Source organism: Nocardia arizonensis (assembly GCF_001310275.1).
In the GTDB taxonomy this organism is placed as follows: Bacteria; Actinomycetota; Actinomycetes; order Mycobacteriales; family Mycobacteriaceae; genus Nocardia; species Nocardia arizonensis.
The window spans coordinates 1-20,374 of the sequence record NZ_LGYZ01000019.1 but is presented as its reverse complement, the minus strand read 5'-3'; the positions used below and the strand labels follow the sequence as shown (position 1 = coordinate 20,374).

Here is a 20,374-nt window from a genome sequence, read left to right as displayed (position 1 = left end):
CGCCCGGGCGGAGTCGGGCGCGGCGGCGGGCCGCAGCCGACCCCGCCGCGCGGGTCGGGGGCCGGGCAACCCCCGCGCGCCTCCGGCCAACAGGCCGCGGCCGGAGTACCGTCCGGTGCGGCCAGGGCCGTGGGCCGCGCGGGCGCGGCGCGCGCCGCGACGAGCGGCCTGGATCGGGCCGAACAGAGCATGGGCGATGTCGCCGGTGACCGCTGGGCGAACCGTTCGCCCGACCTCGGGAGGAGCACCATTCCGCGATGACGACGACCGACACCTACGAGCGCCGCTCGTACGGCTTGTGGCAGAAGCCCCGCAGCGCAGGTCTTTTCGGCCTGCGCTGGGAGGAGACCGTGATCGGCTTCGTCGTCGTGATCACGGCGCTGATCACCGCCATGGTCGGCGGATTCCAATGGGGTTTCATCGTCGGGGCCGTCGGCGTGCTGATCATGGTTCCACTGGTGTGGCGGACGGGGGGCCGCTCGGGTTACGAGACGGGATTGATGATGTTCAACTGGATGCGCTCGCGCAGCAACGGCGAACACGTGTACCGCGGCGGCCGGTTCTCCCGGGTGCCCGGCGGCGTCACCCGGCTGCCCGGACTGCTGGCGCCGTCGAAGCTCTACGAGGGCATCGACGCGGGCGGTTACAGCTTCGGCATGATCCACCTGCCGCAGTTCGCGCAGTACACGGTGGTGCTGCGCGCGTGGCCGCAAGGTCACGAGGCGGTGGACCAGCCGGTCATCGACCGCTGGGTCTCGGCGTGGGGCACCTTCCTCGCCTCGGTCGGCCAGACCAGCGACATCGTCGCCGTCGTGCCGGTCATCGACACCGTGCCCGAGACCGGAAACCGGCTGCTGACAGAGGTTTCCACCATCACCCGACCCGAAGCGCCGGACCTGGCGCAGCAGGTGATGTACGAACTGGCCACCGAATTGCCGCAGGAGCGTGTGCAGTTGCTGCCGCGCGTGGCCATCACCTTCAAGGCCACCACCGCCGAGCGCCGCAAGAATCCGGCCGAGGAGGCCGTGGAGATCGGACGCAGGCTGCCCGGTATCTGCGCCGCGCTGGCCGAGGCCGGTGTGCGCTCCCAGCCCATGTCGGCCGACGAGGTGATCTCGTTCATCCGCCGCAGCTACGATCCTGCCTCGCAGGCCGACCTCGAGGTCGCCGCCTCCGAACCCGAGGGGCACGGGTTGGACTGGGCCGACGCGGGTCCGGTGTCGCACGACGAGAAGTGGGACCACTTCATCCACGACGGCGGCCGTTCGGTCACCTGGGAGATGGACGCCGCTCCCGAGGGCGCGGTGGACGAACGGGTTTTGCAGCGGCTGCTCGCGCCGAATCCCGAGGTGCCGCGCAAGCGCATCGCCATCGTGTACCGCCCGCACTCGGCCGCCGACGCCGCCGAGATCGTCGACGACGACTTCAAGAACGCCCTGGTGGCCCAGCAGAGCGAACGCGGTGTCGTCTCCGCCGCCGCGACACTGCGCGTCGGCGCCACCCAGCAGGCGCGTGAGGAACAGGCCAGGGGTCACGGCGTGACCCGCTTCGGGGCGCTGGTGACCATCACCGAACCCCTGCGCGGCGACCTGCCGCGCATCGAAGCCATTACCCGCGATCTGTCCACGCAGGCGCGGTTGAAGATCCGGCGGTGCTACCGCTATCAGGCGGCGGCCTTCGCGGCCTCGCTGGGCTGCGGGGTGATCCTGCCGGAGCACGCGACAATTCCGAAGGCATTGGCGGGGTGAGCGATTCATGGCACGCGAGTACGACCCACCGGTTCAGGAGCGCGACGGGCGCCGCGACCGGTTCGGCGAGGAGGTCCCGTTCGAACCGGGTATCGGCGCGTCGTTCGGCGAGCGCGGGGACGGCCCGTTCGGTCCCGCGCTCGACGAGCGTCCGCCGGGTCGCCCGCGCGGCGGCCAGCGCACCAGTGGTTCGGACGACCTGGTCGACCGGGCGCGCAGGCTGGCCAGGGGTGTGAACGGCGACGGCCGCGTCGATGCCGGACCGGCGTCCGATCGGGAGCGGAGGCCAGCGGGCGAGGCGGCCGAGCGCCGGGCGCGGCCCGGCGCCGGGCGCGCCGAGGGCGTCCGTCCCGATCGGGCCCATTCCGACCGGTCGGCCGCCCGTTCGCAGGGCGAGGCCGCCCGCGGGAGCTACCGACCCGATCGCGCGGGTATGGCGCGTACGGATCGCGTGCCGCCGCGCCAGGATCGCGGCGCCGCCCAGCGCGGTGCGGGACGTCCGGGACATCCGCAGGCGCGCGGGGACAAGGTCGACTACACCGCCGACCGCGCGATGGGCGCTCCCGCGCTCGACAAGGCCGCCCGGCGCGCGAAGGCCAAGGCGGACAAGCGCAAACAGTCAGGACCGCCGCTGCTGGACGAGGCGACCCGCGCCGCATTCGAGCAGATCAGCCGCGAGGGTTCGGGCCTGCGCGCGGCGTGGGCGACCTTCCGGGTCCGCACCGACGACATCCGCCGCCGCAACTACGCCGCGCGCGCCGAACAGACCATCGAGGACGGATTCGACCGCAGCACTGCGCAATTGACCGATCGCGGTTACGCGGGGCCCGGCGGCGGGCGGATGAACGTGGTCGGCCGCCCGGTCGAATACCGTGCCACCACCGCCCAGGTGGCGGGTCTGTGGCCGTGGTCGGTGGGCGCGGGCGCACCGCTGATCGGCACCCCGCTCGGGTCCCATCTGCACACCGGCGCACCGGTCTGCTTCGACCCCATGAACTGGTTCCTGCGCGGCAGCTTCATCACCGCGCCCAGCCTGTTCGTGCTCGGCCTCAACGGCTTCGGCAAGTCCTCGCTGGTGCGCCGGATCGTGCTCGGCGGTATCGCCCAAGGCATCACCCCGCTCATCCTCGCCGACGTCAAGCCCGACTACCGCCGGATGGTGGAACTGGTCGGCGGTCAGGTCATCGACCTGGGTTACGGCCACGGCAAACTCAATCCGCTCGCCGCCGGTGTGCTCGGCTCGGTGGTGCCGCGGCTCGACGAGTTCCCCGCCCTCCAGGCGCAGGTCCTCCAGGATCTGCGCGCCCGCCAGGTCACGCTCATCGCCGGTCTGGTCGAACTCGTGCGCGGCGCGCGCGTGCGCGACTACGAGGAGACCTTGATCTCCACCGCGCTGCGCATCCTCTACCAGCCCGGCAGCGGCTACACCCCGGACCGGCCGCCGATCATGGAGAACCTGCTCGAGGTGATCGTCGCGGGCGGTGACGAACTCCAACTCGACGCGGGCGCCGACGACCCGGTCGAGTACCAGAACGCCATCAAGGGGCTGCGCCGCTCGCTGCGCGCGTTGACCCAGGGGCCGTTCGGCGCGATCTTCAACGGCCAGACCTCGGTGCCGATCGACACCGGCGCGGTCGCGGTGTGCATCGACGTCTCCCACATCCCCACCGGCGACAAGAAACTCAAGGCCGCGGTGATGCTGGCCTGCTGGGCCGACGGATTCGCCTCCGTCGAGGCCGCGCACGTACTCGCCGACGCCGGACTCGGCCCGCAGCGCTACTTCCAGGTCGTGATGGACGAGCTCTGGCAGGTGCTCGGCCTCGGCGACTTCATGGTCGACCGCGTGGACGAGCTGACCCGCTTGCAGCGCAGCATCGCCACCGCGCTCATCATGATCAGCCACACCATCAAGGACCTCCAATCGCTCGGCACCGAGGCGGCCATCGCCAAGGCGCTCGGCTTCCTGGAACGCGCGCGCGCCAAGATATTCGGCGCGCTGCCCGCCGAGGAGGTCAAGCGGCTCGACTCGACGGTGCCGTTCACCTCCGCCGAGGCGGATATGGTCACCGGCTGGTCCGCGCCGCAGGCGCTCACCGGTGAGGCGCTCAAACCCGGACAGCAGCGTCCGTCGCCGCCCGGCACCGGCAAATTCCTGCTCAAGATCGGCGAGGACCGCCGCCCCGGCATTCCATTCCATATGGAGTTCACGCTGTCGGAGAAGGAAAGCGGCATTCACGACACGAATCAGCGCTTCAGTGAATTCACCGAATCCACCACGCGGGACAAGGATTCACCGAGCGGGAGCGCCGCGTGAGTCCCCGCCGTGTGAGTGGTTGCCGTGTGAGTGGCCGGAGCCCGCGATGATGCCGCATCGCTCCTACCGCAAGGTCTCCCCGGAGGTGCGCAAGGCCGCCGTGGAACAGGTCGTCGCGCTCACCGGTAACCTCAGCAGCGAATCGGAGGCGTGCCGGGTGGTGGCCGAGCAGATCGGCGTGCACACCAATTCGGTGCGCAATTGGGTCCGCGCCGCGCGGGGGCCGAGTCTGGAACGCATGGACGCGGGCGCGCTGCGGCGCGAAGTGGCTCTGCTGCAACAACAATTGGCCGCCGCCGCGGAGATGAACCGCGCGCTGGCCGACACACTCAACGAATCCCGCCGCGGCCCGTGAACGCCAAAGGCGTCCTGTGGGCCGCGCTCGGCGCGGTGATCGGATTGATCGCCGTCGTGCTCGTGATCATCATGCCCGCGGTGGACGATCCCTGCGAGGGGGTCTCGGTGCTCGGATCGCGGTCGGCGCTGCCCGGCCTCGGCGCCGCCGCCTCCGGCGACCCGCGCGCCTCGGCCGCCGCCGCGAGTCCCTCGACGGCCAATCCCACCGTGACCGCGACACCGTCGCTGGCCGCGGGCATCGGACCATTGCGCCGGACACTACCGCTGGCCACCGGTACCTTCACCGTCTCCGACACGTTCGGATCGCGCGGGGGTGAACACCGCGGCGTCGACATGGCCGCCGCCGACGGCACCCCGATCTTCTCGGTCTCCGACGGCAAGGTGGTGGCCGCCGGACCCGCCTCGGGATTCGGCAATTGGATCGTGGTCGACTCGGTGGACACCAACGGACGCGGATATTCGGCCGTGTACGGACATATGTGGGACAACGGCGTCATGGTGCGGGTCGGAGACACGGTGCGCGCGGGTCAGCAGATCGGACTGGTGGGTTCGGCGGGCGAATCCACCGGCGCCCACCTGCATTTCGAAGTCGTGCCGGGCGGCCGATTCACCGGCGGTCGCCAGATCGATCCGGTGCCATGGCTCGAGGGTGCGCCGACCCCGGATCTCGGCGGAGCGCAATGGTATTCGAACGATCCGCGGTGCAATCTCGGCTTCGGCAGCGCGGGCGGCGCGCTGGCCGCGGGCAAGGTGCCCGCCGAACTCGAGATCTGGTATCGCCGCGCGGGTTCGATCTGCCCGCAGATCACCTCCTCGCTGTTGGCCGCGCAGGGGCGTCAGGAATCGGGTTTCCGGCGCGGGGCGACATCGCCCGCGGGCGCACAGGGTCTGGCGCAGTTCCTGCCCGGCACCGCGGCCGCGATCGATCCCGACGACGGGCGGCCCTATGTCATAGACGCCGACGGTAACGGTGTGGCCAGCGTTTGGGACGACGGCGACGCCATCATCGGTCAGGGGCGGTACATGTGCGCGATCGCGCACAAGATCGAGGGCTGGCAGGCGGAGGGTCGGGTTCAGGGAGATCTGACCGCGCTGACGCTGGCCGCCTACAACGCGGGCGAGGGCGCGGTGCTGGCCTCCGGCGGTATGCCGAATCAGGTCGGCGCGCACTATTCCGAGACCCAGCCCTATGTCCGCAACATCCTGTCGATGGAACCGCAGTACCGCGCGCCCGGATCCACCGGGCGTTTCACCCCGGTGAACGGTGATCGCGGTCCGCAGATCGTCCAGGCCGCCCACGAATGGCTCGGCACCCCGTACGTGTGGGGCGGCGGTGGTCCGCAGGGGCCGAGCGGCGGCGGACTGGACGGTCCGGGTCTGACGTCGGCGGCGGTCTTCGCGGCATCATCGGGCGCGGTATCCCTGCCGCGCACGGCCGAACAGCAGTGGGAGTCGGGCACGGAAGTGCCGGTGTCCAAGGCCCAACCGGGTGATCTGGTGTTCAGTTCGTTCGGCCCCCGCGGCCCCGCGCAGGTGGGAATCTATGTGGGACAGGGCCGACTGATCCAGTCCGCACCGGCCGCGCCGGGCCGCGGTGGCGGCGGGGTCGGCGAGGCGCCGGTGCCGGGTGACGCGCGATTGAGGAGGGTACTGTGAGCGGTGGCCGCGAACACGCCCGGGTGCGTGGATCATTGGAGGGGCGACGCGGGCCGTTGCGCAGGTTAGCCTTGAGTAATCAGGGTAGAGCGCGCGCGAAACTCGTGGTGGTGTCGGTGGTGAGTGTGTCGGTGTTCGGTACGGCCTGCGGCGGCGGGGACGGCGAGTCCGCGGCGTCGCATCCCGCCACGTCCACGACCAGGCTGCTCGAGGTCGCGCCCGCGCCCGATCCGGTCACCCCGGACGGCGTCGCGGTGGTGGCGCTGAAGGAGATATACACCTGGCGGCCCGCGCAGGAGGCCGAAGGGTCCTCATTGGGGCGCGCGCGGAAGTGGCTGGGTCCCAGTTTGATCCGGGTGCTGGATACCGCGCCTGCGGGCGAGGTGCCGAAACAGTCGTTGCAATGGTCGGATTGGGCCAAGGCCGAGGCCACCGTCCAGGCGTTCACCTTCGCCTCGGGGGAGCGTCCGCCCGCGGGCGGCGACCCGAACACCGAGCAGTACAAGATCGGGATCGAACAGACGGTCGTCTACCCGGACGGACGCAAGGAATCACTGCCACCGAGCACGGTCATCGCCACCGTGGTGCGCACATCCGAGGGCTGGCGGCTCGACGCCTTCCGTTGATCCACCGAGACATTCACCACCGCAGCGACATTCGAGGAGGCACCGATGGCGAAGAAGAAGGTCAAGGATCCGGCCGCGGTCGGACCCGACTACAGCCTGTATGCCGTCTACGCGGGCTTCGCGGTGTTCGGAACGCTGTACCTCGCACTGCACCTGGGCAATTCGCTCACCACGCCCGCTCAGACGATTCCGCTCAATCCGATCGACATCCTCGCCAAGATGGTGACCGGTGATCTGCACTGGCCCGTCGCCTCCACGGTGATCGTGCTGCTGGTCATCGCGGCGGTCATCGGATACCTCGTGCTGCGCAAGCAGGCCAAGACCAAGGCGAGCAAGGGCAGGCTGCCCGTCGACGACAGGGCCGACGTGATGGGCAGCGGCAGCGCGATCGCGGCCCTGACCGAGGCGGGCGTGCGGGACAAGGCCAGACAACTCGGTATCAACCTCGGCTCCGAGGACACCCCCGGCGTGCCCATCGGCATCGGCGTCGCGGACGGGCAGATGCTCTACGGCTCCTACGAGGATCTGCACATCGACATCTGGGGCCCGCGCCAGGGCAAGTCCACCTCGCGGGTGATTCCGGCCATCCTCACCGCCATCGGTCCGGTGCTGGCGACCTCCAACAAGCGCGACGTGGTCGACGCGACTCGGGATGTGCGGGCCGCCAAGGGAAGTCCGACCTTCGTCTTCGACCCGCAGGGCGTGGCGGCCGAGGAGCCCACGTGGTACTGGGATCCGTTGAAGTGGGTCGACCCGCGCCGCCCGGGATACGAGATGCGCGCGGCGCGGCTGGCGGGTCACTTCGCCGACAGCGACGACGGTTCGGACGCCAAGCGCGACGCCTTCTTCGATCCCGAGGGCGAGGATCTGCTGGCCGGTCTGTTCCTGGCCGCCGCGGTCAAGGGCGAGCCCATTACCAAAGTCTGGGAATGGGTGACCCATCCGCGCGACGAGACGCCGATCAAGATACTGCGCGACGCGGGTCACGAATTCGCCGCCGACGGCCTGGCCGGTCAGTACCAGGCCGACGAACGCACCCGTAGCGGCGTGTTCGGCACCGCCAAGAAGATGGTGCGCTGCCTGAAGCTGACCAATGTCCACGACTGGGTGACACCGGGCGTGACCACCCTCGCGGACGGACACGTCGTGCAGCGGGGACTGTTCGACGAACTCCAGTTCCTCGAGGCGAACGGCACGTTGTACAGCCTGTCGCTGGAAGGCCGAGGTTCGGCGGCGCCGCTGGTGAGCGCGCTCACCGAGGCCGTGATCGACGTCGCCATGCGCAAGGCATCCAATTCGCGCGGCGGACGCCTCGAGATCCCGCTGCTCGCGGTGCTCGACGAGGCCGCGAACGTGGTGCGCTGGAAGGATCTGCCCAAGCAGTACAGTCACTTCGGATCGCGCGGCATCGTCGTCATGACCGTGCTGCAATCCTGGGCGCAGGGCGCGCGCTGCTGGGGTGAGGACGGCATGTCGGCGCTGTGGTCGGCGGCCAATATCAAGGTGCTCGGCAGCGGTGTGGACGACACCAACTTCCTGCGCGACCGCTCCGAGGCGCTGGGCGAATACGATGCGATCTCCCAGTCGGTTTCGGAATCCGCGAGCGGCAAGAGCTATTCGCGCTCGCTCGGCTCGTCCAAGACCTTCTCGGTGAACGGCCTGGCGACCCTGCCGCGCGGACGGGTCATCGTCTTCTCCTCGGGCGCGCCGCCGGTGCTGGTGCGGACCGTGGCCTGGTGGGAGAGCGAGTACGCCGCCGATGTCGAGCGGTCCATCGCCAAACACGATCCATCGGAGAAGATCAAGATTCCGCCCATCATCGGGCTGCCCGCGGCGGCGCGCGCCGGCGCGTCCCATCCCGTGTCACTGGACAAGGGACCGTCGATCAAACCGATGCCGGGGCAGTATCGGGAACCGGAGGAGGCGCAGCAGCAATGAACGAACAGCAGCCGAAATTCGCCGATGTGAAGGGCTTCGTCGAGAACTATCTCGGCCAGATCTATCAGCGCCAGGTGAGCGACTCCAGCGATACGGTGTGGTGCGAGCAGTGGTGGCGTCACCCCGAGGCCGCCATTCGGCTCGACGCGCTCTGGCGGGGGTGGGAACATCTGCACCGCGACGAGCGCGGCGGTCTGAGCTATTGGCTGCTGCGGCACGCCGATCCGCACATGGCCAAACTGTTCGATCCGCGCGGTACGTTCAAATACTGCGGTGTGCGCCACGGTCACGTGGACCGGATCGAGCCGCTGCCGGTCGAATCCCCGCCCGCCGAGCTGATGGCGGGGATGGCCCCGGCCGGACCCGATTTCGTCTACGGGAACGTGGTGGAGTTCGTCGAAGAGTATCTGGCGAAGGTGTACCGGCGGCAGGTCGTCGACGTCAGCGGCATCTCGTGGTGCCCGCAGTGGTGGCGCCACCCCGAGGCCGCCGTGCGGCTGGAGGCGCTGTGGCGGGCGTGGGAGTACTGGCGCACCAAGGCATCCATCGGTTTGAGCACCTGGTTCCTGGAACACGCCGACCTACAGATGGCCAAACTGTTCGACCCCAACGGGCCGTTCAAGTATTGCGATGCGCGCGGCGGGCATCAGAGCAATATGAATCCGCTCCCGCTCACGGCGGAGCTGGAGGGTATGTGGACCAATCCGGCCCCGGAGGACATGGGGCTACCCTCGGCGGGCCGAGGGTAGCCCCATGCCGTCACCGTGAGCGTTCGAGCCCGAGGGCGAGTTCCTGCTCGCGGCTGAGGCCGCCGCCCGGCGCTTCCTTGGAGCGTGTGCGGGCGGCCTCCTCGACGGGCGCACCCTGCCCGACCTCGACGAGCATGCGAACCGCCGCCAGCTCCGGCGCGACGCCGATACGGGCGAGATGAGCGGCGATAGCGGTGCGCCGCTCGGGTGAGTCGTAACGGATCTGGGGTGCGGCGGGCATGGCCGCGGCCGTCGCCATGCGATCGGCGCCGGCCTGCGGGCCGAACCGGTCCTTGTCGAGTGAGATGCCGGGACTCGAGACCGCGTTTTCGACCATCCTCGCCAATTCCGCGTTGCGCGGATCCTTGGCCTTCGCGTCGCGCGCCTCGCGGATCTGGAGTTCCTTGGCTTCCTTGATGCGGGCCTCGGTGATCTTCACGCGCGCCTCGGCCTCTTTCTGGCCACGCTCGCGGGTGCGCAGTGCGATGAGCGTCGCGAGCGACAACATCGTCTTCATCATGGCCGCTGTCTCAGCGCCGATGTCGTCCAGTTCTTCGGACATGGCTGCTCCCCGAATGACGCAGTGAACTCTATGGATGGTGTGGGTGGTGCTTGTCGTTACGGACACCGCCAGGCGAACTGTAGTCCACAGCGGAGCCCCGCCTGCATAACGTGGGACACCTCGGAGAACCCGTGCCGTGGCATATCCGATGTGGGACAGTCCGTACGGGATGGCTACGCCACGTGAACTCCATATTCGAGGTTACCCGAGAAAGAGCGGACACAACCGGGTACGGACGTGCCACGCCAAGCATAGAGCGCAACATTGCGTCGCGCACGAAATGCTTCCGGCCGTCGTGGTCGAGGACCGGAAGCCGTCGAGGACCGCAAGCCTCGGTGCGTGCGCCGGACGCGCCCGATCAGCGGTCCAGCCGCACCGATTGGATCGTGACCGGGGTGTTCGGCTTGCCGTCGCCGGGGCCGTTGGAGTTGTCCTGCCCCGCCTTGGCGATCTTGTCCATGGTGTCCATCGACCCGGAGTCGACGGTGCCGAAGATCGTGTACTGCGGCGGCAGTTGCGAATCCCCGTAGACGATGAAGAACTGGCTGCCGTTGGTCGCTTTGCCGTCGAGTCCGGTGGAATTGGTGGACCGGTTGGCATTGGCCATGGCCAGCACGCCGCGCTTGTAGTCGACCGGGTTCTGGGCGTTCGGATCGTCCGCCGCGTACTGGTCGGTTGGGTACTCGTTGTCGAATTCGTAGCCCGGACCGCCCATTCCGGTGGCGACCGGGTCGCCGCACTGGAGCACCTTCAGGCCGTCGCTCGCGGTCATGCGGTGGCAGGTGGTGTCGTCGAAGTAGTTCTGGCTCACCAGATTCATGAAACTGTTCACCGTGCACGGTGATTCGGCGTTGTTCAGGGTCAGGCCGATCGGACCCGCGCTGGTCTCCACGCTCAGGCTGACCTTTGCGTCGTTGCCGGTGGTTGGCACCCGGGTGCGCTCGGGCTTGTGCACCGGCTTGTCCGCGGGGGTACGCCCGTCGCGGTAGGCGCAGTCGACCATGGCCGGCTTGGCCTTGGCCGCGGGCGGCGCGGCGGTCAGCGAGGCGTCCTTGGGCTCGGCCGAAGTGCTGTCGCCGTCGTCGCCCTTGGTCAGGAAGTACACACCTGTGACGGCAGCGATCACGACGACGACGCCGATCGCCGATCCGGCGATCGTGAGTCGCTTGCGCTTGCGCGCCCGCTCGGCACGCGAGGCCAGCTGGCGCTCCAGCTTGCGTTTCGCCGCTGCTCGTCGCTGTTCGTTGCTCGGCACTGACACGTTCCTCCCGTGATCCGGACCTTTCGGTGCAACAGTGTGCCATCTCTTCCTTAGAGTTCCCTCCGGTTCCTCCTACCGGCCGAAACGCGGGCACTGTATTGTGCGGCCCGCCGTCCGTGCGCGAACCGGTTGGACTTGACGGGCCACGGTGGTGGAAACTGGACCATCGTGACCAAGACCAGCAGCTTCTCCGCCCCGAAGGGGGTTCCCGACTACGTCCCGCCGGGTTCGGCCGAATTCGTCGCGGTGCGCGACGGGCTGGTCCGCGCCGCGAGCCTGGCCGGCTATGGACATGTCGAGCTGCCGATCTTCGAGGAGACCGCGCTGTTCGCGCGCGGCGTCGGCGAATCGACCGACGTGGTCAGCAAGGAGATGTGGACCTTCGCCGATCGCAACGGCCAGAGCTACACGCTGCGGCCGGAGGGCACCGCGGGCGTCGTGCGCGCGGTCATCCAGCACGGTTTGGACAAATCCGCCCAGCTGCCGGTGAAACTCGTCTATTCGGGGCCGTTCTTCCGCTACGAACGTCCGCAGGCGGGTCGCTACCGGCAGTTACAGCAGGTCGGCGTCGAGGCCATCGGCGTCGATGATCCCGCGCTCGACGCCGAGGTCATCGCGATCGCCGACGCGGGCTACCGGGCGCTCGGGCTGCGCGATTTCCGCCTCGAGGTGACATCGCTCGGCGATGAGACGTGCCGTCCGCAGTATCGGGAACTGCTCCAAGAATACCTCTCCGCACTGCCGCTGGACGAGGAGACGCGCCGCCGCGCCGCCATCAATCCGCTGCGCGTACTCGACGACAAGCGCCCGGAGGTCCGGGAGATGACCGAGAACGCGCCGCTGATGATCGACCACCTGTCCGAATCGGCCAAGGCGCACTTCGAGCAGGTCCTCGGCTACCTGGACGCGCTCGGGGTGCCCTACGTGGTCAATCCGCGGATGGTGCGCGGACTGGACTACTACACCAAGACCACCTTCGAATTCGTGCACGACGGCCTCGGCGCGCAATCCGGCATCGGCGGCGGCGGGCGCTACGACGGGCTCATGGCCGAACTCGGCGGCGCGTCGCTGTCGGGTATCGGCTACGGCCTCGGCGTCGACCGCACGGTGCTTGCCCTGCGCGCGGAGGGCAATCCCGCGGGCGATACGGCCGGGTGCGCGGTCTACGGCGTGCCGCTCGGCGATGCGGCCAAACAGCGCATGGTCGTCCTGGGGGCGCGGCTGCGCGCGGCGGGTGTCCGAGTGGACCTGGCCTACGGCGGGCGCGGGGTCAAGAGCGCGATGAAGGTCGCGGACCGGTCGGGTGCGCGTCTGGCTCTGGTGCTCGGCGATCGCGACTTGGCCGAGAACACCATCGGGGTGAAGGATATGGGTACCGGCGAGCAACGGCAGGTCCCGCTCGACGAGGTGCTCGCGATCGTGCTCGAGACGCTGGCCGGAGAGCGGTAACCGGCCTGCGCGATACGGGCGCGGAGTATCCTTTTCCGACGCGCACAGGGTGCGCGGCGTGTGGAGAGGCAGTGGCGGTGCAGGCGAATCCCGAGGGCGCGGAGGCTGTTTCGGCGATCGGCCTCGATCTGGTCGCCCCCGAGGTGTATGCGCCGGTGCTGCGCAAACTCGCGCTGGCGGCGGCCGGGATCGGGATCGGCGCGGCACTGTTGGCGGCGACCGTGGTGCACTGGCCGATCGCGGTGCTCATCGGCGTCGTGGTCGGCGCACCGACCACCGGCTACGCCGTGGCCGCGCGCCGCAGGCGGATGTGGTTGATCGGGACCACGATTCACGTGCGGCGGCTCTTCGGCGAGCGCCGGGTGGAACTGGCGGCAGCCACGGGCGTGGAACTGCTGGTCTTCCCGGCGCGGCTGAGCCGGGTCGCGCTGCGGGTGACCTCCGGGCCCGAGACCCAGATCGTGCCGTTGGCCATGTACACCGATGCGGCCAGCGGCCGCGAACTGCACCCGCTCGGCCTGCGCAGGCTCGCCGACGCGCTCGCCGCCAACGAGTTGGCGGCCGCGTTGGCGGTGGCGACGGTGCTGGTGCGGCAGTTGCGAGCCGAGGCGCGCGACGCCGGACTCGAGGAGCGCCCGCTGTATCGGGCGGTGCGGTTGGCGCGGGGTCAGGACGTGGTCTCACCGATCGTTCTCAGTGACCGCGAGGTCGCCGAACTCGGCTGATCGCGCTGTTTCGCACGCGAACCGCGAGGTCGGACCGGCACTCGCGCGTCTACTGTCGCGTAGCTCACGGTGGGCTTTCGGCAGCGGTGAGACTCGATAGGGTTGGTGGCGAGTCGCTGTCCCACCGATGCAAGGAGTCCACGTCGTGAGCACCGTTCGCAACGCGCCCGTGACCGTTGCCGTCACCGGAGGAGCGGGCCAGATCGCCTACGGTCTGCTGTTCCGTATCGCTTCGGGAGCGATGTTGGGTTCCGATACCCCGGTACGGCTGCGGTTACTCGAGGTACCGGCGGCGGTCGCCTCCCTCGAGGGGGTCGCCATGGAACTGGAGGACGGCGCTTTTCCGCTGCTGGAGTCGATCGACATCAGCGACGATCCGTGGGTCGGTTTCGACGGTGCGAATATCGCGTTGCTGGTGGGTGCGCGTCCGCGCACGGCCGGTATGGAGCGCGGCGATCTGCTCGCCGCCAACGGCCCGATCTTCACCGATCAGGGGCAGGCCATCAATGCCAGCGCGGCCGCGGATGTGAAGGTGCTCGTCGTCGGCAATCCGGCCAACACCAATGCCTTCATCGCCATGAGCAACGCGCCCGACGTCCCCGCGGAACGATTCACCGCGATGACCAGACTCGACCACAATCGCGCCATCGCCCAGCTGGCGAAGCGTTCCGGCGCGCCGGGCGCGGATATCGCCCGCGTGGCCGTCTGGGGCAATCACTCCGCCACCCAGTACCCGGATATCACCCACGCCACCATCGACGGCCGCCCCGCCCTGGAACTGATCGATGATCCCGCGTGGGTGCGCGAGTACTTCATTCCCACGGTGCAGCAGCGCGGCACCGCCATCATCCGGGCCAGGGGCGCCTCCTCGGCGGCCAGCGCCGCCAGCGCGGCCATCGACCACATCCACGACTGGGTGCTCGGCACGGCGGCGGGTGACTGGACCTCGATGGCCGTGCCCAGCGACGGTTCCTACGGCGTGCCGGAGGGACTCATCAGCTCTTTCCCGGTCACCTGTGCCGATGGCGCGTACACGATCGTGCCGGGGTTGGAGATCGACGAATTCTCCCGGTCGTGCATCGACGCGGGCGTCGCCGAACTCGAACAGGAGCGCGATGCCGTGGTCGAGCTCGGATTCGCCAAACGCTCCTGAATACCGAACGCGCCCGAGTCCGGGTGGACTCGGGCGCGTCGTAGAGACTTCGATGCCCTCGGCTAGCCGACGGTCCAGGTCTCCCGACCGTTGAGCAGGCTCTGGAGCGCGTCCGCGTCGACGGGCTTGCGTTCGCGTGCCGTGGCGGTCTGGGCTCGGACCGCATCGTCGTAGGTCGGACGGTTGACACTGCGGAAGATGCCGGTCACGACGTGGTCGAGGTTCTGATCCGACAGGCGCGAGAGCGCGTAGGCGTATTCGGGGTCCTCGGCGTAGGCGTCGTGGACGACGATATCGCCCGCGCCTACCTCGTCTGTCCTGACCACGGTCAGCCCGAATCCCTTGCGCACCACAGCGAACTCATCGTTCGCGCCGAAGGTGACAGGTTCGCCGTGGCGCAGCGCGATGAGATGGTCGGCGGCGTTGTCACGGCGCAGCGCGTCGAAGGAGCCGTCGTTGAAGATCGGGCAGTCCTGGAGGATCTCCACGAAAGAGGTGCCCCGGTGTTCGGCCGCGGCGCGCAGCACCTCGGTCAGTCCGGCGCGGTCGGAGTCCAGAGCGCGGGCGGCGAAGGTCGCCTCGGCGCCGAGCGCAACCGACAGGGTGTTGAAAGGGTGGTCCACCGAACCCATCGGAGTCGACTTGGTGATCTTGCCCGGTTCGGAGGTGGGGGAGTACTGGCCCTTCGTCAACCCGTAGATGCGGTTGTTGAACAGCAGGATCGTCATGTTCACATTGCGGCGCAACGCGTGGATGAGGTGATTGCCGCCGATGGACAGCGCGTCGCCGTCTCCGGTGACCACCCACACCGACAGATCGGGGCGGGTGACGGCCAAGCCCGTCGCGATCGCGGGCGCGCGGCCGTGGATGGAGTGGATGCCGTAGGCGTCGAGATAGTACGGGAACCGGCTCGAGCAGCCGATACCCGAGACGAACATGAGGTTCTCCCGGCGCAGTCCGAGGTCGGCGAGGAAGGAGCGCACGGTCGCCAGGATGACGTAGTCGCCGCAGCCGGGGCACCAGCGCACCTCCTGATCGGAGGTGTAGTCCTTGACCTTCTGCTTGTCCGGCGAGGTCGGCACGCCGGACAGGCCGGTCAATCCGAGATCGGTTCCGACGAGAGAGGTTTCGAGGATGGTCATATCAGTTGCCCCCGGTGGGTCGAGCGGGCTGTGGCCGGTCCGGCGCGGCGCCGCGATAGGTGGCCCGCGCGCGGGCGGCGAAGGCCTTGTCCTGCTCCATCTCCTCGAGTGTCCCGTCGAGGGCAGCGTCGATGACGCCGACGAGTTCCTGCGCGGAGAAGGCGGTGCCCGCGATCTTCGTCCACGGCCGCACGTCGACGAGATATTTCGCGCGCAGCAGCATGGCGAGCTGACCGCCGTTCATCTCGGGCACGACCACGGTCCGGTAGCGGCGCAGCACCGATCCCAGGTTGGGCGGCAACGGGTTCAGATGCCGCAGATGGGCCTGGGCGACCGGGACGCCGCGCCGCCGGGCCCTTCGGCACGCCTCACCGATCGGCCCGTAGGAACTGCCCCAGCCGAGCAGCAGCAGTTCCGCGCGGTCGTACGGATCGTCCACCTCGAGTTCGGGCACCGCGATGCCGTCGATCTTGGCTTGGCGCAGCCGCACCATGAGTTCGTGGTTGGCCGGATCGTAGGAGATGTTGCCGCTGCCGTCGGCCTTCTCCAGACCGCCGATGCGGTGCGCGCGTCCGCGCGTGCCCGGTACCGCGAGCGGTCGGGCCAGGGTTTCGGGATCGCGGGCGTAGGGCTGGAAATCCGAGCCGTCCTCGGCATCGGGCTCATAGGCGGGATCGATCGGCTCGAGGCTCGCGACAGACGGAATCGACCAGGGTTCGGAGCCATTGGCGATCGCGCCGTCCGACAGCAGCAGCACCGGGGTGCGGTAGGTCAGCGCTATGCGGGCCGCCTCCACCGCGGTGGCGAAACAGTCCGCGGGCGAACGCGGCGCGAGCACCGCGACCGGCGATTCGCCGTTGCGCCCGTAGAGCGCTTGCAGCAGATCGGCCTGTTCGGTCTTGGTGGGCAGACCCGTGGAGGGACCGCCGCGCTGCACGTCGACGATCAGCAGCGGCAGTTCGGTCATCACGGCCAAGCCGATGGTCTCGCTCTTGAGCGCGAGGCCGGGACCGGAGGTGCTGGTGACCCCGAGCGCGCCACCCAGCGAGGCGCCCAGCGCCGCACCGATTCCGGCGATCTCGTCCTCCGCCTGGAAGGTGGTGACCTCGAAATTCTTGTGTTTGCTCAGCTCGTGCAGAATGTCGGAGGCCGGGGTGATCGGATAGGTGCCGAGGAACACCGGCAGATTCGCCAGTCTGCCCGCCGTGATCAGACCGTATGCCAGCGCGGTGTTGCCGGTGATCTGACGATAGGTGCCCGGCGGCAGGGTGGCGGGGGCGATCTCGTAGGTGGTGGCGAATGCCTCGGTGGTCTCGCCGTAGTTCCACCCGGCGCGGAAGGCGAGCACATTCGCCTCGGCGATCTCGGGTTTGGCAGCGAACTTCTCCCGCATGAACTGCTCGGTGCCGCCGATGGGGCGACCGTACATCCACGACAGCAGCCCGAGCGCGAACATGTTCTTCGCCCGCTGCCCGTCCTTCTTGCCGACTCCAGTGGATTCGGTGGCGGCCAGGGTCAGCGTGGTCATCGGGACCTGGTGCACCGTGAAGTCGGCGAGACTGTCGTCGGCGAGCGGATCGGCGCCGTAGCCGACCTTGGTCAGATTGCGCTTGGTGAACTCGTCGGTGTTGACGATGATCGTGCCGCCGCGCGGCAGATCCTCCACATTGGATTTCAGCGCGGCCGGATTCATCGCCACCAGCACATCGGGTTGATCACCCGCGGTGAGGATGTCGTAGTCGGCGATCTGTATCTGGAACGACGACACGCCCGGTAGCGTGCCCTGCGGTGCGCGGATCTCGGCCGGGAAATTGGGCTGCGTCGCGAGATCGTTGCCGAATGCCGCCGCCTCGTGCGTGAACCGGTCGCCGGTCAGCTGCATTCCGTCGCCGGAATCGCCGGCGAACCGAATGACGACCTTTTCCAGTTTCGCTGTGCCGACATCACTTTGGTGCGAGACCATATGCCTGCTTCACTTCCTCGTCGTGTGAGAGGGTGCCAGTGGCCAAAGTACTCCGACCGGTGCCCCGTGTGCGGGCGAAGCGCGGTGGCGATGGAGAAATCCGATCGCGCGCTCAGCAGGCGAACAGCGCCTGTTGCGGATCCTCGTCCGGTTCGCTCGGCGGCTCGGGTGCGGCGACGGTCCGCTCGGAGCCGTTCAGGCCGTGCCGTTCGAGCAGCGGTCGCACCCGCTCGCGCAGCCAGGTCGCGTACTCCGGTGAGACGTGGGCGCCGCGTCCGTAGAGCTGCCGGTAGCGCCGCAGCAGCGCCGGATGGTTCGCGGCCAGCCATTCCAGGAACCAGCCGCGGGTCGACCCGCGCAGGTGCATGGGCAGAACCACCGCCGAGGCCGCGCCCGCGGCGGCGATGGCGCCCAGCAGTTCGTCGAGGTGGGCGCGGCTGTCGGTGAGGTACGGGATGACCGGCGCGACCATTACGTTCACCGCGAAACCGGCTTCGGACAGCGCCGCGACCATATCCAACCGGGCACGCGGCGATGGCGTGCCGGTTTCCAGGCCGCGGTGCAGGTCGGCGTCGAGTATGGCGATCGATACCGCCAGGCGCACCGGCACGGCGCGCGCCGCATGGGTGAGCAGCGGGAGGTCGCGGCGCAGCAGGGTGCCCTTGGTGAGGATGGAGAACGGCGTGCCGGAGTCGGTGAGCGCGCCGATGATTCCCGGCATCAACCGGTAGCGGCCCTCGGCCCGCTGATACGGGTCGGTATTGGTGCCGAGGGCGACCGGCTCCCGCTGCCAGGAGCGTCGGCGCAATTCCTTGCGCAGTACCGCGGCGATATTGGTTTTGACCACGATCTGCGCGTCGAAATCGCGGCCCGCGTCCAGATCCAGATACTCGTGGGTGGGGCGGGCGAAACAATATCGGCAGGCGTGCGAACAGCCCCGCATGGGATTGATCGTCCAGCCGAAGGGCAGGGTGGAATTCGGCGGCGTCTTGTTCAGCGCGCTCTTGCACAGCACCTCGTGGAAGGTGATGCCCTCGAATTCGGGGGTGCGCACGGTGCGGACGAAATCCGCCCGGGTCAGGCCGGGCAGTGCGCCGTCGTCGGCGTCCAGGGTCTGGTTCTGCCACCGCACGCATCCAATCGAACATGCGTTCTAAGAAAGTGTCAAGCGACCTCGCCCGCGGCGCTGCGGACGAACAGCTGCGGATCGGCGAAGAAGCGCACCAGATCGCGCACGGTCTCGTCGGTGGGACGGGGCTGGTAGCCCAGCTCGCGCTCGGCCTTGCCGTGGTCGACGATCGGCGCGGACACCAGCGCGCCGAGGGCGGCCTTGGAGACGATGTCGGTGCCGAGCATGCGCCCGATCGGCGCGAGCACCGGAATGAGTCCGCCGACGAGTTTGGGAGAGATCGAGAACTTCGGCCCACGGGCGCCGCCGTGCTTCGCGGCGAGGCGGCACAGGTCGAGCATGGAGATCATCGAACCGCCGAGCAGGTAGTTCTCGCCGGTGCGGCCGCGTTCACCCGCCAGGATGAGCCCCTCGGCCACGTCGCGCACATCCACCAGGTCGAAGCCGCCGCCGATCATCGCCGGCACGCGGCCCGCCGCGGCGTCGCGCAGGGTGCGGTTGATTCGCGAGAGCGGGGTGCCGAAGTCGACCGGGCCGAAGACGCCGGTCGGGTTGCACAGCACCGCGTCCAGGCCGTCCTCGATGACCGCGCGAAGGGCCACCTCGCCCGCCCATTTGGAGCGGTCGTAGACCGGGAGCTTCGGATCGGTGGAACGCGCCGAGGTCTCGTCGATGCGCCCGCCGCAGGTGTACTGGTCGAAGGCGTGGATGGAGCTGGCATGCACAAGGCGGCGCGCGCCGAGTTCCCGTGCGACCTGCGCGACCACGCGCACACCCTCGGTGTTGACCCGCCAGGCCAGATCGTTCTGTTCGGCCAGGGTGATGACCGCGACCAGGTGGTAGACGATCTCGGCGTCGGCGAGCGCGGCCCGCATCGAGACGGGATCGAGTACATCGCCGGAGACCCAGGTGACATTCGGCTGCGCCGCGCCGTCGGGGACGATTCGATCGACGGCGACGACCTCGTGGCCGCGGTCGACCAGCAGGGGGAGCAGATTCGTGCCAAGGTAGCCGGCTGCGCCGGTCACTGCGACCTTCATACCAACGAGAATATAGAACTTGTTCTAACATGCAAATCATAGCGAAGACGTGCTGTTATTGTTCTCACACAGCTACACGTTACCGTTTTCCTGCGTGGAGTCGGGCGGTCTCGCGGTCAGCGGATGTAGGTCGACGGTGGCCATCGGATGGGTCTCGTCGGTAAGCGCCGAGAGTGCGTGCGCGACTTCGGGCAACCCGGCCCGGACGTAGATGAAGGTCGCCCCTGTGCCGTTGGAGGCTGTTCGGGCCTGGCTGGCGTAAGCGCGTGCGATGGCGTAGCCGAATTCGCGTTCGATCCGAGTGAGCGTCGTGTACCGGAGCCAGTGGATGCTGAATTGGAGTGCGTCGGCCCATAGAAGGCGCAGACGCGCGCTGAGGGAGTCGAACCGAGCGCGGCCGAGCGGTCGGCCATGGCGGCTCAGCTATTGAAAGCGGCGCCGACACCGGCCCGAGCCCGGTCGACCGCCGCAGGACCGGCTCCAAACACAACCTCCTTACCTGCGGCAACGGCGTCCCGCTCGCGGTCACGCTCTCGGGCGCCAACTCAGGCGACCACCTGAT

At 68.8% G+C, this 20,374-nt stretch carries 16 protein-coding genes and 1 pseudogene; 11 read left to right on the top strand and 6 right to left on the bottom strand.

The features are described 5' to 3' along the window. The 8 genes and pseudogenes from APZ21_RS34670 to APZ21_RS35385 form a co-directional block, all read left to right on the top strand. A pseudogene (locus APZ21_RS34670) lies at positions 1-261 on the top strand (hypothetical protein); the annotation flags it as partial. After that, entirely contained in the window at positions 258-1,748 is a 1,491-nt protein-coding gene (locus APZ21_RS03560) for an SCO6880 family protein (protein WP_054811764.1), read from the top strand. The pseudogene APZ21_RS34670 and the gene APZ21_RS03560, both read left to right, overlap by 4 nt. Before the next feature lie 7 nt (positions 1,749-1,755). Further along, positions 1,756-4,062 (top strand): hypothetical protein, encoded by a 2,307-nt coding sequence (locus APZ21_RS03555; RefSeq protein WP_082392799.1) that lies wholly within the window; start codon positions 1,756-1,758, stop codon positions 4,060-4,062. Between the two features lie 46 nt (positions 4,063-4,108). Beyond that, a complete protein-coding gene (locus tag APZ21_RS03550) occupies positions 4,109-4,417 on the top strand; it encodes a transposase (RefSeq protein ID WP_054811763.1) in 309 nt (102 codons plus the stop codon). A gap of 71 nt (positions 4,418-4,488) precedes the next feature. Next, a complete protein-coding gene (locus tag APZ21_RS03545; protein WP_371852280.1) occupies positions 4,489-6,075 on the top strand; it encodes a peptidoglycan DD-metalloendopeptidase family protein in 1,587 nt (528 codons plus the stop codon). A gap of 71 nt (positions 6,076-6,146) precedes the next feature. Continuing rightward, entirely contained in the window at positions 6,147-6,701 is a 555-nt protein-coding gene (locus APZ21_RS03540; RefSeq protein ID WP_239476471.1) for a hypothetical protein, read from the top strand. Positions 6,702-6,746: 45 nt separating this feature from the next. After that, on the top strand, positions 6,747-8,639 hold the full coding sequence (locus APZ21_RS03535) for a type IV secretory system conjugative DNA transfer family protein (RefSeq protein WP_054811760.1): 1,893 nt from the start codon (positions 6,747-6,749) through the stop codon (positions 8,637-8,639). Then, positions 8,636-9,388, top strand: a complete 753-nt coding sequence (locus APZ21_RS35385; RefSeq protein WP_239476470.1) for a DUF4913 domain-containing protein — start codon at positions 8,636-8,638, stop codon at positions 9,386-9,388. The genes APZ21_RS03535 and APZ21_RS35385 overlap by 4 nt, the downstream gene beginning before the upstream one ends. Before the next feature lie 10 nt (positions 9,389-9,398). Here the strand turns inward: APZ21_RS35385 and APZ21_RS03520 are convergent, their stop codons facing one another. Together APZ21_RS03520 and APZ21_RS03515 are read right to left on the bottom strand one after the other, a co-directional pair. After that, positions 9,399-9,950 carry a hypothetical protein gene (locus APZ21_RS03520; protein ID WP_054811759.1) on the bottom strand — a complete coding sequence of 184 codons (552 nt, stop codon included), beginning with the start codon at positions 9,948-9,950 and terminating at the stop codon, positions 9,399-9,401. A gap of 358 nt (positions 9,951-10,308) precedes the next feature. Beyond that, positions 10,309-11,205: a peptidylprolyl isomerase gene (locus tag APZ21_RS03515; protein ID WP_054811758.1), complete on the bottom strand. Its 897-nt coding sequence runs from the start codon at positions 11,203-11,205 to the stop codon at positions 10,309-10,311. A gap of 174 nt (positions 11,206-11,379) precedes the next feature. Between APZ21_RS03515 and hisS the strand changes: the two genes are divergently transcribed. The 3 genes from hisS (at position 11,380) to APZ21_RS03500 (ending at position 14,538) form a co-directional block, all read left to right on the top strand. Beyond that, complete coding sequence (hisS, locus tag APZ21_RS03510) at positions 11,380-12,660, top strand: histidine--tRNA ligase (protein ID WP_054811766.1); 1,281 nt, start codon at positions 11,380-11,382, stop codon at positions 12,658-12,660. 71 nt (positions 12,661-12,731) lie between these two features. Continuing rightward, entirely contained in the window at positions 12,732-13,385 is a 654-nt protein-coding gene (locus APZ21_RS03505) for a hypothetical protein (protein WP_239476469.1), read from the top strand. A 127-nt stretch (positions 13,386-13,512) separates the two neighbouring features. Beyond that, on the top strand, positions 13,513-14,538 hold the full coding sequence (locus APZ21_RS03500) for a malate dehydrogenase (protein WP_054811757.1): 1,026 nt from the start codon (positions 13,513-13,515) through the stop codon (positions 14,536-14,538). 62 nt (positions 14,539-14,600) lie between these two features. On the opposite strand, the gene APZ21_RS03495 is transcribed toward APZ21_RS03500, so the two are convergent. The 4 genes from APZ21_RS03495 to APZ21_RS03480 all read right to left on the bottom strand — a co-directional run bounded on the left by APZ21_RS03495 (position 14,601) and on the right by APZ21_RS03480 (position 19,812). Beyond that, positions 14,601-15,680, bottom strand: coding sequence for a 2-oxoacid:ferredoxin oxidoreductase subunit beta (locus tag APZ21_RS03495; RefSeq protein ID WP_054811756.1), 1,080 nt, complete (start codon positions 15,678-15,680; stop codon positions 14,601-14,603). 1 nt (position 15,681) lies between these two features. After that, a complete protein-coding gene (locus APZ21_RS03490) occupies positions 15,682-17,643 on the bottom strand; it encodes a 2-oxoacid:acceptor oxidoreductase subunit alpha (protein WP_054811755.1) in 1,962 nt (653 codons plus the stop codon). A gap of 112 nt (positions 17,644-17,755) precedes the next feature. Beyond that, on the bottom strand, positions 17,756-18,775 hold the full coding sequence (locus APZ21_RS03485; RefSeq protein WP_054811754.1) for an Rv2578c family radical SAM protein: 1,020 nt from the start codon (positions 18,773-18,775) through the stop codon (positions 17,756-17,758). 32 nt (positions 18,776-18,807) lie between these two features. After that, on the bottom strand, positions 18,808-19,812 hold the full coding sequence (locus APZ21_RS03480) for an NAD-dependent epimerase/dehydratase family protein (RefSeq protein ID WP_054811753.1): 1,005 nt from the start codon (positions 19,810-19,812) through the stop codon (positions 18,808-18,810). Positions 19,813-20,374 lie beyond the last annotated feature (562 nt).

Coding starts and splice junctions, on each gene's coding strand:
- APZ21_RS03495 (WP_054811756.1), bottom strand. CDS start 15,680: ATGACCATCCTCGAAACCTCTCTCGTCGGAACCGATCTCGGATTGACC.
- APZ21_RS03520 (WP_054811759.1), bottom strand. CDS start 9,950: ATGTCCGAAGAACTGGACGACATCGGCGCTGAGACAGCGGCCATGATG.
- APZ21_RS03535 (WP_054811760.1), top strand. CDS start 6,747: ATGGCGAAGAAGAAGGTCAAGGATCCGGCCGCGGTCGGACCCGACTAC.
- APZ21_RS03480 (WP_054811753.1), bottom strand. CDS start 19,812: ATGAAGGTCGCAGTGACCGGCGCAGCCGGCTACCTTGGCACGAATCTG.
- APZ21_RS03500 (WP_054811757.1), top strand. CDS start 13,513: ATGCAAGGAGTCCACGTCGTGAGCACCGTTCGCAACGCGCCCGTGACC.
- APZ21_RS35385 (WP_239476470.1), top strand. CDS start 8,636: ATGAACGAACAGCAGCCGAAATTCGCCGATGTGAAGGGCTTCGTCGAG.
- APZ21_RS03490 (WP_054811755.1), bottom strand. CDS start 17,643: ATGGTCTCGCACCAAAGTGATGTCGGCACAGCGAAACTGGAAAAGGTC.
- APZ21_RS03550 (WP_054811763.1), top strand. CDS start 4,109: ATGATGCCGCATCGCTCCTACCGCAAGGTCTCCCCGGAGGTGCGCAAG.
- APZ21_RS03545 (WP_371852280.1), top strand. CDS start 4,489: ATGCCCGCGGTGGACGATCCCTGCGAGGGGGTCTCGGTGCTCGGATCG.
- APZ21_RS03555 (WP_082392799.1), top strand. CDS start 1,756: ATGGCACGCGAGTACGACCCACCGGTTCAGGAGCGCGACGGGCGCCGC.
- APZ21_RS03560 (WP_054811764.1), top strand. CDS start 258: ATGACGACGACCGACACCTACGAGCGCCGCTCGTACGGCTTGTGGCAG.